This is a genomic window from Dyella sp. 2YAF14, from assembly GCF_052114725.1.
Taxonomy (GTDB): Bacteria; Pseudomonadota; Gammaproteobacteria; order Xanthomonadales; family Rhodanobacteraceae; genus Dyella.
In genome coordinates this window covers 132,650-148,900 of record NZ_JBFRFH010000002.1, presented here as the reverse complement: position 1 = coordinate 148,900, position 16,251 = coordinate 132,650, and the positions used below count along the sequence as shown (strand labels likewise).

Annotated in this window: 12 protein-coding genes; 10 read left to right on the top strand and 2 right to left on the bottom strand. The window is 62.3% G+C overall.

Going from position 1 to position 16,251, the window contains the following annotated elements; genetic code table 11:
* Positions 1–52 precede the first annotated feature (52 nt).
* The 9 genes from dnaA (at position 53) to AB4Y82_RS05265 (ending at position 10,516) form a co-directional block, all read left to right on the top strand.
* Positions 53–1,399, top strand: coding sequence for a chromosomal replication initiator protein DnaA (gene dnaA, locus AB4Y82_RS05305; protein WP_441601817.1), 1,347 nt, complete (start codon positions 53–55; stop codon positions 1,397–1,399).
* 251 nt (positions 1,400–1,650) lie between these two features.
* Entirely contained in the window at positions 1,651–2,751 is a 1,101-nt protein-coding gene (dnaN, locus tag AB4Y82_RS05300; protein WP_441601816.1) for a DNA polymerase III subunit beta, read from the top strand.
* 96 nt (positions 2,752–2,847) lie between these two features.
* Positions 2,848–3,927 (top strand): DNA replication/repair protein RecF, encoded by a 1,080-nt coding sequence (gene recF / locus AB4Y82_RS05295; protein WP_441611149.1) that lies wholly within the window; start codon positions 2,848–2,850, stop codon positions 3,925–3,927.
* Between the two features lie 73 nt (positions 3,928–4,000).
* Entirely contained in the window at positions 4,001–6,415 is a 2,415-nt protein-coding gene (gyrB, locus tag AB4Y82_RS05290; RefSeq protein WP_441601814.1) for a DNA topoisomerase (ATP-hydrolyzing) subunit B, read from the top strand.
* A 310-nt stretch (positions 6,416–6,725) separates the two neighbouring features.
* Complete coding sequence (locus AB4Y82_RS05285; protein WP_441601813.1) at positions 6,726–8,015, top strand: tetratricopeptide repeat protein; 1,290 nt, start codon at positions 6,726–6,728, stop codon at positions 8,013–8,015.
* 198 nt (positions 8,016–8,213) lie between these two features.
* On the top strand, positions 8,214–8,873 hold the full coding sequence (locus AB4Y82_RS05280; RefSeq protein WP_121883796.1) for an energy transducer TonB: 660 nt from the start codon (positions 8,214–8,216) through the stop codon (positions 8,871–8,873).
* Positions 8,874–8,922: 49 nt separating this feature from the next.
* On the top strand, positions 8,923–9,669 hold the full coding sequence (locus tag AB4Y82_RS05275; protein ID WP_046972825.1) for a MotA/TolQ/ExbB proton channel family protein: 747 nt from the start codon (positions 8,923–8,925) through the stop codon (positions 9,667–9,669).
* Positions 9,670–9,680: 11 nt separating this feature from the next.
* Positions 9,681–10,094 (top strand): ExbD/TolR family protein, encoded by a 414-nt coding sequence (locus tag AB4Y82_RS05270; protein WP_046972824.1) that lies wholly within the window; start codon positions 9,681–9,683, stop codon positions 10,092–10,094.
* A gap of 5 nt (positions 10,095–10,099) precedes the next feature.
* A complete protein-coding gene (locus tag AB4Y82_RS05265) occupies positions 10,100–10,516 on the top strand; it encodes an ExbD/TolR family protein (RefSeq protein ID WP_046972823.1) in 417 nt (138 codons plus the stop codon).
* A gap of 253 nt (positions 10,517–10,769) precedes the next feature.
* Here AB4Y82_RS05265 and AB4Y82_RS05260 read toward each other — a convergent pair whose 3' ends face one another.
* The gene (locus tag AB4Y82_RS05260) at positions 10,770–11,513 is read right to left on the bottom strand and encodes a pyridoxine 5'-phosphate synthase (RefSeq protein ID WP_441601812.1); all 744 of its coding nucleotides are present in this window, start codon (positions 11,511–11,513) and stop codon (positions 10,770–10,772) included.
* A 211-nt stretch (positions 11,514–11,724) separates the two neighbouring features.
* Positions 11,725–12,369 carry a 4'-phosphopantetheinyl transferase family protein gene (locus AB4Y82_RS05255; protein ID WP_441601811.1) on the bottom strand — a complete coding sequence of 215 codons (645 nt, stop codon included), beginning with the start codon at positions 12,367–12,369 and terminating at the stop codon, positions 11,725–11,727.
* Between the two features lie 108 nt (positions 12,370–12,477).
* Here AB4Y82_RS05255 and AB4Y82_RS05250 point away from each other — a divergent pair, with 108 nt between their 5' ends.
* Entirely contained in the window at positions 12,478–15,945 is a 3,468-nt protein-coding gene (locus AB4Y82_RS05250; protein WP_441601810.1) for a hybrid sensor histidine kinase/response regulator, read from the top strand.
* The last annotated feature ends 306 nt before the right edge of the window (positions 15,946–16,251 follow it).

Here is a 16,251-nt window from a genome sequence, read left to right as displayed (position 1 = left end):
TCGCCGGTCCACCCCGCGCGAAAGCGCTCCTTCCAGTGGTTGAATACTTCCCATGAGTGACCTGTGGCGGCGCTGTCTCGAGCGCCTCGAGGGCGAATTGAACGCCGAAGACCTGCACACCTGGCTGATGCCATTGCAGGCGCGCGACGACACCCATGGCTTGCAGCTGTTTGCGCCGAACCCCTACACGCTCGATACGGTGCGCGAGCGCTATCTGGCGCGCATTGAAACGGTGATCAGCCAGCTGACCGGGCACGATCTCACGGTACGCCTGGAAGTGGGCTCCAACTCCCCGCGCGCTACGGCGAGCGGCAAGGTGGCCGCTCCCGCGCCGGCCAAGGTCGCCCCCACGGTGATCGAAGCACCGGCGCCAACCTTCAACCACAACCTGGATCCGCACTACACCTTCGAAACCTTCGTCGAAGGCAAGTCGAACCAGCTGGGCAAGGCCGCCGCCATGCAGGTGGCCATGAACCCGGGCCGCGCCTACAACCCGTTGCTGCTGTACGGCGGCACCGGCCTAGGTAAAACGCACTTGATGCACGCCTCTGGCAACCTGATGCGCGAACGCAACCCTGATTTCAAGGTGCTGTACCTGCGCTCGGAGCAGTTTGTCGGTTCGATGATCGAAGCGCTGCGCACCAAGAGCATGGACGAGTTCAAGCGTCGCTTCCGTTCGGTCGACGCGCTGCTGATCGACGATATCCAGTTCTTCGCCGGCAAGGACACCACGCAGGAAGAGTTTTTCCACACCTTCAACGCGTTGTTCGAATCCAAGCAGCAGATCATCCTGACCTGCGACCGCTATCCGAAAGAGGTGGACAAGCTCGAGCCGCGGCTGAAGTCGCGCCTGGGCTGGGGCCTGTCGGTGGCGATCGAGCCGCCGGACTTCGAGACGCGCGCGGCGATCCTGCTGTCCAAGGCGCAGGACAAGGGCGTGGCGGTGAGCGAGAACGTCGCGATGCTGCTGGCCAAGCGCATCCGCTCCAATGTGCGCGACCTGGAAGGTGCGCTCAACACGCTGGCAGCGCGCGCCAACTTCTACGGCAAGCCGATCACCATCGATTTTGCGGAAGAAACCCTGCGCGACCTGCTCGCCACCCACGCGCAAGCGGTGACGGTGCCGAACATCCAGAAGATCGTGGCCGACTACTACCAGGTGCGCTTGCAGGATCTGTTGTCCAAGCGACGCGTGCGTTCGCTGGCTCGTCCGCGCCAGATCGCCATGGCCTTGTCCAAGGAGCTCACCGAGCACAGCCTGCCGGAGATCGGCGAGGCGTTCGGTGGCCGCGACCATACGACGGTGCTGCATGCCTGCCGCACGATCAAGAAGCATTGCGAGACCGACACACGCATGCGGCAGGATTGGGAACAGCTGATCCGTATCCTCACCGGCTGAGCGAGCAGGGCGGCTGTGCACTGAACGCTTGAAAAGTACTGTGGCAAGCTGTGGATAATAGGTGGATGGATTGGACCGAAAAGTTATCCACATTTGGCCCACAATCATCAGGCCTCTGGGAACACAGTGTCAAAGTTCGGCAAAGTATTGATTGTTAAGGATAATTTCTCAATTTTGAGTTATCCACGGCCCCTACTACCACTACAGAACTTCTTTTAAAAACAGAAAAGCAGGATTGGGGAAGCGCATACATGCAATTCAGCATTCAACGAGAAGCTCTGCTCAAGCCGTTGCAGCAGGTCGTCGGCGTGGTCGAACGCCGCCAAACGCTGCCGGTTCTAGCCAACCTGCTGGTGAAAGTCGCCGACGGTAAAGTGTCGCTGACGGGTACGGATCTGGAAGTGGAGATGATCGCCACTACGACCGCTGACAAGCTGGTCGACGGTGAGATCACCATTCCAGCGCGCAAGCTGTTCGACATCGTGCGTGCATTGCCTGATGGCGCGCAGATCGAGCTGAAGCTCAATGGCGATCGCGTCGCCATGAATGCTGGACGCAGCCGTTTCACGCTCGCCACGCTGCCAGCCACCGAATTCCCGACCATCGATGAAATAGAGCTGGTTGAGCGAGTAGCGCTGCCGGAAGAAGTGCTGCGCGATCTCATGGAACGCACCGCGTTCGCCATGGCCAACCAGGACGTGCGCTACTACTTGAACGGCATGCTGCTGGATCTGCAGGAGCACACGCTGCGCTGCGTAGCCACCGACGGCCATCGCCTCGCGCTCAAGGAAACCAAGCTGGAAAGCAAGGTTTCCACGCGTCGCCAGATCATCATTCCCCGCAAGGGCGTGAACGAGTTGGTCGGTTTGTTCGAAACCGGCGACGGCCAGGTTGAGCTGGAATTCGGCCGCAACCACCTGCGCGTTCGTCGTGGCGATGTGGTGTTCACCTCCAAGCTCATCGACGGTCGTTTTCCGGACTACGAGGCAGTCATTCCGCTCGGTGCCGACAAGCACGCGACGCTCGATCGCGAAGTGCTGCGCGGGGCGCTCCAGCGTGCGGCGATTCTTTCCAACGAGAAGTACCGCGGCGTGAAGCTGGAACTGTCGCCGGGCAAGCTGCGCATCGTGGCTCACAACCCGGAGCAGGAAGAGGCCGTGGAAGAGCTGGAAGCCGATACGCCAGTCTCCGATCTGGCCGTGGGCTTCAACGTGGGCTATTTGCTCGATGCCTTGGCTGCCTTGCGCGGTGAGCGTGCTCGCCTGAGCCTGCGTGACGCGCAGTCGAGCTGCCTGGTGCAGGAAGACGATAGCGACCAGGCTCGCCACGTGATCATGCCGCTGCGACTCTGATGTCGATTTACCGTTTGCCTGATCACGGCAAGCTAGTCACGAACGCCGGGGCCGTCGAAAGACGCTCCGGCGTTCTTGCTTGGGAAGTTTGCTGATATGTGGCTGGAGAGCCTGCGCATTCGCGGTTTGCGTTGCCTCGCGGACGTCGTCATCCCCCTGGAACCCGGTGTGACCGTCTTTGCTGGGGCCAATGGCGCCGGCAAGACGAGCATTTTGGAGGCAGCGTTCCTGCTGTCGCACGCCCGGTCGTTCCGATCCGGCGCAAAAGACGCCTTGCTCCAACGCGGTGCAGAGTCCTTGTCCGTGTTCACCGAGCTTCGGCACGCCGATGGTCGAGGGCGTCGCCTGGGTTTGGGCCGACAAGGCGTTCGCTGGGAAGCGCGGATGGACGGTGAGGTGGTCAGCCTCAGCGAGTTGGTAGGGGAGTGCGCCGTAGTTTGTTTCGAACCGGGCTCGCATGCCTTGATCGCTGGCGGGGCCGAAGAACGCCGCCGCTATCTCGATTGGGGTGTGTTCCACGTGGAACACGAGTTCATGTTGGCCTGGCGACGTTACCAACGCGCTCTCAAGCAGCGCAATGCACTGTTGAGGGCTTCCAGCCCTGCGCCCGAGACACTGTTTTTGCCATGGGAGGCTGAATTGGACGCCACAGCGGCCGTTATCGATCGCCTTAGAGAACTGTATTTGGCGGCACTGCGCCCCCATATCGAAGGGGCGATGGCTGGCTTGCTGCCCGAGTTGGGCCGGGTGGAGATGAAATATCGGCGGGGCTGGTCCGAAGAAGCCTCGTTGGGCGAGTTGCTCGCCAGCCAGCGCGGCAGGGACCTGGCTCGGGGCCACACGACCATGGGTTCACATCGCGCGGACTGGTCGATCGTCTTTGAGCACGCCCCCCAGCGGGAGCATCTGTCTCGAGGGCAAGAGAAGCTGACGGCACTGGGTTGCTCTCTCGCCCAGGCCGCCCTCTATGCGGAGCGTCGGGGCGAGTGGCCGGTTGTCTGTCTGGATGATTTGGCCTCGGAACTCGATAGAGCCCATCAGGCGGCCGTGGTGGACCAACTGCGGTCGGTAGGCACCCAGGTACTGGTCACGGGAACGGAGGTTCCTGAAGCCCTCCAGCAAGGTCCCACGCAAGTGTTCCACGTGGAACAGGGTCGTCTCGGCCCCCTGCTATAATCACCGATTGTGTCCCAGCCCGGCCTCTAGGCGCCGTCCGGGCGGGAGAAGGCGCCCAGGAAACGGTCGACGAATGAACGCATCCTACGATTCGAGCAACATCAAAGTTTTGAAAGGTCTGGAAGCGGTGCGCAAGCGCCCCGGTATGTACATCGGCGATACCGATGACGGCACCGGCCTGCACCACATGGTGTTCGAAGTCGTCGACAACTCGATCGACGAAGCCCTTGCTGGCTACTGCGACCATGTGACCGTCACGATCCTCGATGATGGCTCGGTCAGCGTTACCGACAACGGCCGCGGCATTCCGGTCGATACCCATCCGGAAGAGGGCCGGTCCACCGCGGAAGTGGTGATGACCGTGCTTCACGCGGGCGGCAAGTTCGACGCCAATTCCTACAAGGTTTCCGGCGGCCTGCACGGTGTGGGCGTGTCCGTGGTGAACGCGCTCAGCTCGCACCTGTGGCTGACCATCTACCGCGAAGGCAAGGAATATCAGCAGGAATACGCCCACGGCGAGCCGCTGTACCCGATCAAGCCGGTCGGCGAATCCACCAAGCGCGGCACCACCGTGCGCTTCCTGCCCAGCACCGGCACGTTTACCAACGTCGAGTTCCACTACGACATCCTGGCCAAACGCCTGCGCGAGCTGGCCTTCCTCAATTCAGGCGTCACCATCGACCTGAAGGATGAGCGCGGGGAGGGGCGTAGCGACCGCTTTGCCTACGAAGGCGGCATCCGCTCCTTCGTGCAGCACCTGGCCCAGCTCAAGACTGCATTGCATCCCAACGTGATCAGCCTGAGCGCGCAGCAGGACGGCATCTCGGTCGAGCTGGCGATGCAGTGGACCGATGCGTACCAGGAAACGATGTATTGCTTCACCAACAACATCCCGCAGCGCGACGGCGGCACCCACCTCACGGGCTTCCGTGCGGCACTGACGCGTTCGTTGCAGAGCTACATCGAAAAGGAAGGTCTGGCCAAGAACGCCAAGGTCACGCTCTCAGGCGATGACATGCGCGAAGGCATGATCGCCGTGCTTTCGGTGAAGGTGCCCGATCCGAAGTTCTCCTCGCAGACCAAGGACAAGCTGGTTTCCTCCGAGGTGAAGACCGCGGTGGAGCAGGCCGTCAACGAAAAGCTGGGCGAATTCCTGCTGGAGCACCCGAGCGAAGCCAAAGCCATTGCCTCCAAGGTGGTCGACGCCGCCCGCGCTCGCGAGGCAGCCCGCAAGGCGCGCGAGATGACCCGCCGCAAGGGCGCGCTGGATATCGCCGGCCTGCCGGGCAAGCTGGCGGACTGTCAGGAAAAGGATCCGGCGCTGTGCGAACTGTTCCTGGTCGAGGGTGATTCCGCAGGCGGTTCGGCCAAGCAGGGCCGCAATCGCAAGACCCAGGCCGTGCTGCCGTTGAAGGGCAAGATCCTCAACGTGGAAAAGGCCCGCTTCGACAAGATGCTGGCCTCCGCCGAAGTCGGCACGCTGATCACCGCGCTGGGCACGGGCATCGGCAAGGAGGAGTACAACCCGGACAAGCTGCGCTACCACCGCATCGTCATCATGACCGACGCGGACGTGGACGGCTCGCACATCCGTACTCTGTTGCTTACGTTCTTCTACCGTCAGATGCCCGAGCTGATCGAGCGCGGCCACATCTACATCGGCCTGCCGCCGCTCTACAAGATCAAGCAGGGCAAGCAGGAGCTCTACCTCAAGGACGATGCCGCGCTCAACGCTTACCTGGTTTCCAGCGCTCTCGACGGCGCCGAATTCCAGTACTCGGGCGTCGCGCCGGCGATCTCCGGCGAAGCGCTCGAGAAGTTGCTGCGCGACTACCAGGCCGCACTCGACCAGATTCAACGACTGGGCCACCGCTTCGACGCCACGGTGCTTACCGCGATGCTCGAGCACACGCCGATCGAAGCGGCCCTGTGGAGCGACGCGGCGGCGATGCAGGGCTGGCTGGCCGGCGTGCAATTGCGCCTGGCCGCGAGCGGGCTGGGCAAGCCGCGTTACCGCCTGGCGTTGCGTCCGGCCGTCGACGAGCAGCCCGCGGCGATCGAAGTAGTGCGCGACCAGCACGGCCTCTCGCATACCTGGTTGCTGCAGCAGCCGTTCTTCAGTGGCGCGGAATTCCGCCCGATCCTGCAGGCCAGCCAGCAACTCGCCGGCCTGGTGCAGGCGGACGCGGTGGTGCGCCGGGGCAATGGTTCGCGCGGCGTGCTGAGCTTTGCCGACGCGCGCCACTGGCTGCTGGAAGAGGGCAAGAAGGGCCGCATGATCCAGCGCTTCAAGGGCCTGGGTGAAATGAATCCGGAGCAGCTGTGGGAAACCACGGTGAACCCGGAAACCCGCCGCATGCTGCAGGTGGGCATCGAGGACGCGTTTGCGGCCGACCAGATGTTCTCCATGCTGATGGGCGAGGCGGTGGAACCGCGTCGCGACTTCATCGAAGCCAATGCACTGAAGGTCGCCAACCTCGACGTGTGACGACCGGGCCGCGCGGATGCGAGCACCACTCGCTTCCGCGCGGCCTTCTTTTTGCCTGCGTGTATTAACGCATTAGCACGTTAACTAAAGTCCGGAAAAGGGCTGCCGATAGCGTGTTTCCAGGCCGAAAAGTCACGGATGGCATGGTGCTGGGGCATGAAAATCAGGTCCCGTCGCTGGCGTATGGCCCAACTTATTGATTTTTAACATTCTTTGTTGCCGCGGTGCGACTTGTTATCTGCCGCCGAGTCAGGTTACGCTCAGCGATCCCCCGCGTCCTAGGCGCGTGAAACCTACATTGAGGACTGCCATGAAGCGTGTTCCCCTGATCAAGATGCTCGCTGGTTCGGCGCTGGCCCTGGCCGTGGTGAGCACCCCGGTCATCGCGAGCGACAGCTCTTCCAAGGACAAGAAGGAAGCGCTGTACCCCAACGCCACGCGCAAGGAACCGAAGCTGGACCTGACCAGCGAGAAAGACCAGAAGGCGATCAACGAAGGTCTCGACGCGGTCAACAACCAGGACAAGGACAAGGCGATCCAGATCCTTCAGCCGATCGCCGACGGCAGCAAGAGCAAGTATGCGCAAGCGCTGGCCCTGCAGGGTCTGGCGAACGTGCACTACAACGACGGCGACGTGAAGGGCGCGATCGATCTGCTCAAGCGCGCACTCGACAACGGCACCATGCCGAACGACACCTACTTCCAGCTCGAGTACATGCTTGCCCAGTTCTACCTGGCCAGCGAGCAGTACCAGCTGAGCATCGACACGGTCGACAAGTGGCGTGCCGAAGGCAAGAAGGAAACCGCCGAGTCGTACGCACTCCAGGGCAACGCCTACTACCGTCTCGAGAAGTTCCCGGAAGCGATTGCCGCCATCAAGAAGGCGCAGTCGATGACGGACAAGCCGAACGACAGCTGGAACCAGATCCTGATGGCCAGCTACTCGGAATCCGGCCAGGGCGACCAGGCCGCTCAGGTGGCGCAGCAGCAGCTGTCAGCCAACCCGAATGATCCGAATGCATTGAACAACGCTGTGGCCGTGCTGATGCAGGCGCAGAAGTATCCGGAAGCGATTTCGCTGATGGAGAAAGCGCGCGCCAGCGGTCAGCTCAAGACCGAGAAGGACTACATCAATCTTGCCAAGCTCTACCTGGTTTCGGGCCAGCAGAGCGGCGACCAGAAGGAACCGGCCACCAAGGCGGTTGCCGTCCTTCAGGAAGGCCTGAGCAAGGGCGTGGTCACTTCCACTGCAGAGAACTACACGCTGCTTGGTACGGCGTCTTACATGGCCGACAACACGTCGGGCGCGTTGGCGGCATACCAGAAGGCGATCCCGATGGCGAAGGACGGCGAGGCGAACATCCGCGCTGGCCAGCTGCTTATTCAGGAGAGCAAGTTCAGCGAGGCGAAGAGCCTCATCCAACAGGGCATCGACAAGGGCGTGCAGCACAAGGGCACGGCGTATATGTTGCTGGCCGAAGCGTGTCGTGGTCTGAAGGACAAGCCGGGCACGATCGCAGCCATGGAGAAGGCCGCACAGGATCCCGAAACCTCCGCCAAAGCAAAGGCTTGGCTGAAGGCACAGGGCGCGAGTAAGTAAGGCAGAACGTGTAACAAGTGCGAGGCAGATGGACGTCCATTTGTCTGCCTCACAAGTGCTATACATTTGCCATGTGCTGTTGTACCGTTGAAACCCTTCCGTGTTCCCGTCCAGTGGCAAACGTCATCCGTTTGGATCGATTTGCCGCAGGAAACCGTGACCACGTCTTACCGATTGATTAGCTCCAGATAGTGACAGATGGCCTCAAGTAACGAAGCAACCGGCCAAGGGCCGTTCAATTGGAGGCGTACCTGGGCGCTGGCCGTAGCCATTGCGCTGCATGCGTTCGCGTTCCTGTTGCTGGTGGCGCCCATGGCACCGCCGAAGCAGGTACAGAAAGAAAAAGAACGCACGGTCCAGGTTAACTTTATCGAGCCTCCTCCGCCGCCACCGCCACCGCCGCCGCCGCCGCCGGAGCCGCCGAAGCAGCCGCCGCCGAAGATTATTCAGCAGGTCAAGCCGCCGCCGACACCGCCGCCGCCGGCTCCGCCGCCGGCTGTGGAAGAAAGGTCCAATAATGCTGTTGCTGCGGCTCCGCCGGCACCGCCTGCTCCTCCGGCACCGCCTGCAGATATCACAGCCAGTCAGGACATCAGCTATAACAGCCGTATTCAGCCCAAGTATCCGCCGCAGGCAATTCGCCAGCGTCACGAGGGCACGGTCACGCTGATGATCTTGGTGGACGTGGACGGCACACCTAAGGACATCAAGGTGGAAGCGTCCAGCGGGTATCGCGAGCTGGATCAGGCCGCGATTGAAACGGCACGCAAGTGGCGCTTCAATCCGAACATAAGGAACGGGCAAAAGACGGAAGGTTATGTCCGCGTCCCGGTCAATTTCAATCTCAATCAGCTGTAACTTCGGTTACGGTCAATCAGTTCACGCTTGACTTTCCAAGGGTAGCGTTATGTTCCTGCAAACTTCTCCGGCCCCCGCGGGCGGTACCACCAACGCCGAAGCCATGAAGTCGATGGGCTTCGATCACCTTATCCACAACTTTGATCCGCTTGGCTGGATCGTGTTCGTGGTGCTGGTGGTGATGTCCTTCTCTTCCTGGTACTTCATTGTCGCCAACGCCATCCGCAACTCCATGGTTCGCGGCCGCGCTGACAAAGTCATCAACGGCTTCTGGGCCAATGGCTCCACCCAGGACGCCATTCGCGAACTCGAAGCCCAGCCCAAGGGCGAACCGTTCTCGAAGATCGCTCTCGACGCAGCTTCGGCCGTCGCTCACCATCAGCAGGCTTCGGCCGGCGGTGGTCGCCTCGCCGAGTCGCTGAGCCGCTCCGAGTTCATCGATCGCGCCCTGCGTCAGGCTGTTGCTCGCGAGAGCCTGCGCCTGGAAGGCGGCCTGACCCTGCTCGCCACGGTCGGTTCGTCGGCACCGTTCATCGGTCTGCTTGGTACCGTGTGGGGCATCTACCACGCGCTGATCAAGATCTCCGCGTCGGGCAACGCTTCGATGGAAGCCGTGGCCGGTCCGGTGGGTGAAGCTCTGATCATGACCGCCTTCGGTCTGTTCACCGCTATCCCGGCCGTGCTCGCCTACAACTTCTTCAACCGCTCCAACCGTCTGACGTACGCTCAGTTCGACGAGTTTGCGCATGACCTGCACGACTTCTTCGCCACCGGCGCTCGCGTCGAAGGCAAGTGAGGATCTGACCCATGGCAATGAGTACCGGAGGCGATTCCGGCGGCCCGATGTCGGAGATCAACGTTACGCCGCTCGTCGACGTAATGCTGGTGCTGCTGATCATCTTCATGATCACCGCGCCGCTGATGTCCCATCGAATCACCGTCGAGCTGCCGACTGCCAATCCGAAGGTTCCGGATACTGAGCAGGTGACGCCGATGGACTTGGCCGTGAAGCCTGATGGCACGCTGTACCTCGATGACGTCGAAGTCACCGAGGCGGAACTGAAAGCACAGTTTGCGGTGAAGGCGACGCTGACGCCGCAGCCTGAGCTTCAGATCCGAGCGGACAAGACCACGCAATACAAGATCGTCAAGAAGGTCCTCGCTGACGCCAAGGAATCCGGCATGGTGCACGTCGGCTTCATGACGACCGGCAAGGAGTAAGGGTCATGGCATTCAGTTCTGGAAGTGGTAAGGGGCCAATGGCTGACATCAACGTCACGCCGCTGGTCGACGTGATGCTGGTGCTGCTGATCATCTTCATGATCACGGCGCCGATGCTTACCCATAAAGTGAAGATCGACCTGCCGCAGCCGAATCCGAACATCGTGCAACCGGAGAATCCGCCGGAGCCAGTTCGCCTCAAGATCGACCAGTCCGGTGCGCTGTACTGGAACGATACGCCGGTGGATGAGCTGGGCCTCAAGGCGCAGCTCGCGGTGATCGGTGGTCTGGGCGATCCGGCCAAGCAGCCGGAAGTGCAGATCAACGCGGACGATGGTGTGGCGTACGAGCACGTTGCTCGTGTGCTGGCTGATGCGAAGAGCTACGGCCTCACCAAGATCGGCTTCACTGAAGGTCAGTAATTCAGTAATACCGTAAGGCATTACCGCAAGACTACCCTTTGGACCCCCGCCCAGTGCGGGGGTTTTTTTCGGCTGTAGAAAACCCAGGCGACTGCGTTCGGGCCTTTTGCTGCGTCAACGTTCGGACGTATGGATGGCCAAATGTCCGCGAGGCTGCGCACGACGATGCACGGTGGCGCGCACGCAGAAGTGGCGAAACCACGCAATCGATTCCGGTCGGTTCCGGCACGATGGCCGCAGTGCGGCCACGAGCTCAGCGCAGGATCTGCAGGTATCTGCGAACCGTAGTCGCCATGCCTTCGTACAGCGCTTCGCCAATCAGCGCGTGGCCGATGGATACTTCCGCCAATCCCGGAATGGCAGCCTTGAACGTGCCCAGGTTGGCCTGACTCAAATCATGTCCCGCATTCACTGCCAAGCCCGCATGCTGGGCACGTCGAGCCGTGTCCGCGCAGCGCTCGAGCTCCTGCTGCACCTGGCCTTCTTCGAAGGCTTGCGCATAAGGGCCGGTATAAATCTCGATGCGCTGCACGCCGATGGCTACCGCCTCTTCGAAGCCGGTCGCGCCCGAATCCACGAACAGGCTTACGCGACAGCCAATGTCGCGTAGTGCGGCAACCAGCGGTTTCAAGGTCTCGATATCCCGGGTGAGGTCGAAGCCGTGATCGGACGTGATCTGGCCATCGCCGTCCGGCACCAGGGTGACCTGGTTCGGCCGCACTTCGCGCGCAAGTTCGATCAGGCCCGGATAACTGCCGCGTGGCCCGGCGAACGGATTGCCTTCGATGTTGTACTCGACGCGACCGCGCGTGATTGCTGCCAGTGCACGCACGTCGTCAGGACGGATGTGCCGCTGGTCGGGTCGCGGATGCACGGTGATGCCACCGCAACCCGCGTCGATGCAGGTATGCGCCGCGCGAAGAATGTCCGGTTCACTGCCGCCGCGCGAATTGCGCAGTACGGCGATCTTATTGACGTTGACGCTGAGCAGGGTCATGGGTGGGACAGTACTCGTCGAGAGGCTGGAAGCCGCTAACAGTATGCGTGAGCGACGATCATGCGGACTCGATGGGCGCCCGGATCCTGATCGACTCGCTGCTACGCGCCGATTCCTCTATGCGGGCCACACCGGCCTCGCAACCGTTCAGTGTGCTCTTGCAGTGGCTCAGGCAGAGCGTTGCAACGGCGGGTTGCACACATTGCGCCGATCAATCCGTACCGGCAAGTGTCCACTGGCGGATCCGACGCGGTGTGCCTTGCCAGGCCAGCGTGCCCACATGTGCGTCATCCAGAATCAGGCGATGCAGCTGCCACTGCTGGGGCTCATAGCCATCCAGTCGATGCAGCACGGGCAGATGGGATGGGCCGCTGATGCTCAAGCGGTGCAGTCCGAACGCCAGGCCGCGGCCGACTGCCTTGAGCACGGCTTCCTTGGCCGTCCATAGTTCCAGAAAGGCGCGGTCGCGCTGGTCGACCGGCAGCGCCTGGAGCGCTGCCGTTTCGTCGGGACTGAAATAGCGCTGCGCAATGGGTACAGCCTTGGGATGCGGCCGCAGTCGCTCCAGGTCGATTCCAGGCAACACGCCGCGCGCGATGGCGATCAGTGCCTGGTCGTGGCTGTGCGACCAATTGAAGGAGAACGCATCGCGCTGACTGCCCGACAGCTCCGGCCGCCCATGCTCGGAAATCTCCAGTTCCACAGCGTCCGCGCCGACGCCCAGATAGCCGCCCAACATCGCCAGCAAAGGCGCGCGGCCTTGATGGTGGTCGTAGGCGAGCCGCCAGACGTGAATATCCTCGTCACCCAGCTGCGCAGCCAGCTCGGCCGGTGTCTGGCCGTCGGTCGTGATCATCTGCCCATGTTGCCGGCTAAGGGGCGATACTTACAAGCACGGCGGTCGCCACGGAACGGCACGCTGGTCTCAGCCACTGCAGGAAGCCCTCATCTCGGAGAACACCGCTTGATAGCCGGATGGCTGCTGCTGCTGGTCTCGCTGCTGTACGTCGGGTTGCTGTTCGTGGTTGCCTATGCGGGCGATCGCCGGCCGCTCTACCCGCGCCAGCCGCGGCTTCGTCCGATCGTCTACAGCCTTGCGCTGGCGGTGTATTGCTCCTCGTGGACCTTCTATGGCGCGGTGGGTACGGCGGCCCGCGAAGGGCTGAGCTATCTGCCGATCTATCTGGGTCCGATCCTGTTGTTCGTGTTCGGCTTCGGCTTGTTGCGGCGCCTGGTGCTGCTGGCACGCCAGCGCAATATCACCTCGATCGCCGATTTCATCGGTGCGCGCTTCGGCAAATCGCATGGCCTGGCCGCACTGGTGGCGGTGATCGCGGTGATCGCCGTGGTGCCGTACCTGGCGCTGCAGTTCAAGGCCGTGGCGATGTCTTACGCGGTGCTCGGCAGCCCATCGCCGGCAGGCACCTCGCAATTCAGCGACAGCGCGCTCTGGTGCGCGATTCTGCTGGCCACCTTTGCCATCCTGTTCGGCACGCGCACCATCGACGCCACCGAACACCATCACGGCATGATGCTGGCCATTGCCGTCGAGTCGCTGATCAAGCTCATCGCCTTCATCGTGTTGGCTGGCTACGCGCTCTGGCGTGGACCGGGTCTGGCGGTCACCACGCAGTTGCCGCTTCAACAACTCTCCGAAGGCGTCTCCCCCGGCTTTCTTGCGCAGACGCTGCTCGCGTTCTGCGCGATGTTCTGCCTGCCACGGCAATTCCAGATTGGCGTGGTGGAATGCGAGGACCCGCACGACGTATCGCGCGCACGTTGGCTGTTTCCCATCTACATGGTGATCGTCAGCCTGGCCGTGCTCCCCATCGTGGCGGCGGGCCTGCACCTGCCGCAGCTGCAGGGTGGCAACAAGGATGCCTGGGTGCTCACCCTGCCGATGGCCTACGGCGATCGCGGCATGGCGCTGCTTGCCTTCATCGGTGGCTTCTCCGCGGCGACGGGCATGGTGATCGTGGCGTGCGTGGCGTTGTCCACCATGATCAGCAACGACATCGTCATGCCGATGCTGCTGCGCATTCATGCGCTCAAGCTCGAGCAACGCGCGGATCTGTCGCAACTGGTGTTGCTGGTGCGACGCATCGCCATCATTGCGCTCGCTGCGATGGCCTATGTCTATTATCGCGTGGTGGCCGATACCACCAATCTCGCCACCACCGGCTTGCTGGCGTTTGCAGCCGTCGCGCAATTCGCGCCGGGCATCGTTGCCGCGCTCTACTGGCGTGGTGCCAGTCGAAAAGGCGTGGCGGTGGGGCTGGGCGCGGGCTTCCTGGTCTGGGCCTACACCCTGCTGCTGCCAGGCTTGAACCGGGAGGCGGACTGGCTGGATACGGGTCCGATGCACCTGAGCTGGCTGCAGCCGCAGGCACTGTTCCATTTGAGCGGATGGGACCCGGTGATGCACGGCACGTTCTGGTCGCTGCTGGTCAACGTGTCCTGCTTGATCTTCGTCTCGCTGCGCTTTCGACCCAACCTGGAAGAGCGCCTGCACGCTGCGATGTTCATCGACCCCTATGCTGTCGATAGTCGCGGTGCGGGCGATTGGCGCGGTCGCGTCGCGGTGGCGGATCTGCGCACCATTGCCGAACGGATCGTCGGCGAGCGCAGCAGCCAGCGTGCGTTCGAGGACTATGGCGAGCGCCGCGGCAAGCCGCTGCAAGCCAGCGAGGCTGCCGATCGCGCGCTGATCCAATACACCGAGCGTTTGCTTGCCTCTGCGGTGGGCGCTGCGAGTGCGCGACGCATCCTGATGGGCGCACTGTCGGGCTCAGGCCTCGATATCGCCGAAGCGATGGCCTTGATGGACGAAGCCTCGCAGGAACTGCGCTTCAACCGCGAGCTGTTGTCCACCACGCTGGAAAACGTGTCGCAAGGCATCAGCGTGATCGACGCGAACATGCGCGTGGTCGCGTGGAATCGGCGCTATCTCGAATTGTTCGACTATCCCGACGGTATGGTCTACGTCGGCGTGCACGTGGCCGATTTGATCCGATGGAACGCAGAGCACGGTGAGTTGGGTCCGGGTGAAGTCGAGGCTCATGTGGCCAAGCGCCTCGGCCACATGCACGCCGGTTCGCCGCATGTATTCCAGCGCATCCGTCCGGATGGTTCGGTGATCGAAATGCGCGGACGCGCGCTGCCCGGCGGCGGCTATGTCACCACCTATACCGATGTCACGGCGTACAAGCATGCCGAGCAGGCGCTGATCGAGGCCAACGAGAATCTGGAACAGCGCGTGGAGCTGCGCACGGCCGAGCTCAGCGAAGCGCTCAACTCCGCCGCACATGCGCGTCGCGAAGCAGAGATGGCGAATGCGTCGAAGACGCGCTTTCTGGCAGCGGCGAGTCATGACCTCTTGCAGCCTTTGAATGCTGCGCGCTTGTTCACTGCGGCGTTGCGCCAACATCCCGGGCTCGACGGCGAAGCCAGCTTGCTGGCCGAGCGCATCGACGCCTCCTTCCGTGCAGCTGAAGATCTGCTCGATGCACTGCTCGATACCTCGCGCCTGGATGCCGGAAGCTATCGCGCGGACATCAGCAATGTGGCGTTGTCGGATCTGTTCGAATCGTTGATGGCGCAGTTCGCCGTGATCGCGCAGCAGCGCGGACTGCGATTGCGCGTGGTGCCCACGAAGCTGGCCGTGCGCAGCGATCCTCAATTGCTGCGTCGCGTGCTGCAGAACTTCATCTCCAACGCGCTGCGCTATACGCGCGAAGGCGGCATCCTGGTTGGTGCGCGCCGCATGGGCGATGAAGTGCGACTCGAGGTGTGGGACACCGGGCCGGGTATCGCGGCGGAGCAACGGGCGCGGATCTTCGGCGAGTTCCAGCGACTGGATCGACCATCGCCTTGGGGCGAGAAGGGCTTGGGCCTGGGCCTTTCCATTTGCGAGCGCATCGCCGGCATTCTGCAGCACAAACTCGAGCTGGTTTCCCGCGAAGGCAAGGGCAGTCGCTTCGCGGTGCGCGTGCCGCGCGCGGAAAGCGCGATACCGCGTCGCCGCACGAATGTTCATCCGATGTCGAACGAGCAGTTGCCGCTCACCGTGCTATGCCTGGATAACGACACTGCCATTCTCGACGGGATGCGTGCGCTGCTGCAGCGCTGGGGCGTGGATTGCCGAACAGCGATCGACGTGGCGGAGGCCGAGCAGGAACTGCGACGCGGTGGTGTCGACCTGATCCTGGCCGACTATCACCTCACCGATGATATGGATGGCTTGCAGGCGCTCGAGGAACTGCGCACGGTGCTGGGTGAATTGCCGCCGATTGCGATGATTACGGCGGATGGCAGCAGTGAGTTGAAGCAGCGGGCGCGGGGGTTGGGGTATCCGATTTTGCATAAGCCGGTGAGGCCGGCGGCGTTGAGGGCGTTGTTGAGTGCGTTGGTGCGCAGGCAGACGATGGCTTAGTTCCTGATGCGGGAGCTGAGCGTGCGTCAGCGTCTTGCGGGTTGTTCTCTTTAGATCGCCATCCCGGCGAAGGCCGGAGTGCTTTTTAACAGCCGAAGGCTGGTCATCAAGAACTTCGGTGTTCCCTTGTCACCTTGGGGCCAGGGTGCCGCCTGCGCGGCGGGCGTTTCGAACGGCTGCCGCCGCTCGAGTCACTTTTCTCTTGCTGGCCCAAGAGAAAAGTAACCCAAAGAGAATGGCCTAAAACGCCCGCAGCATCGTGTTGGGATAAGCCCGAACGCTCGAGGTGCGCTGTTGTGGGACAAC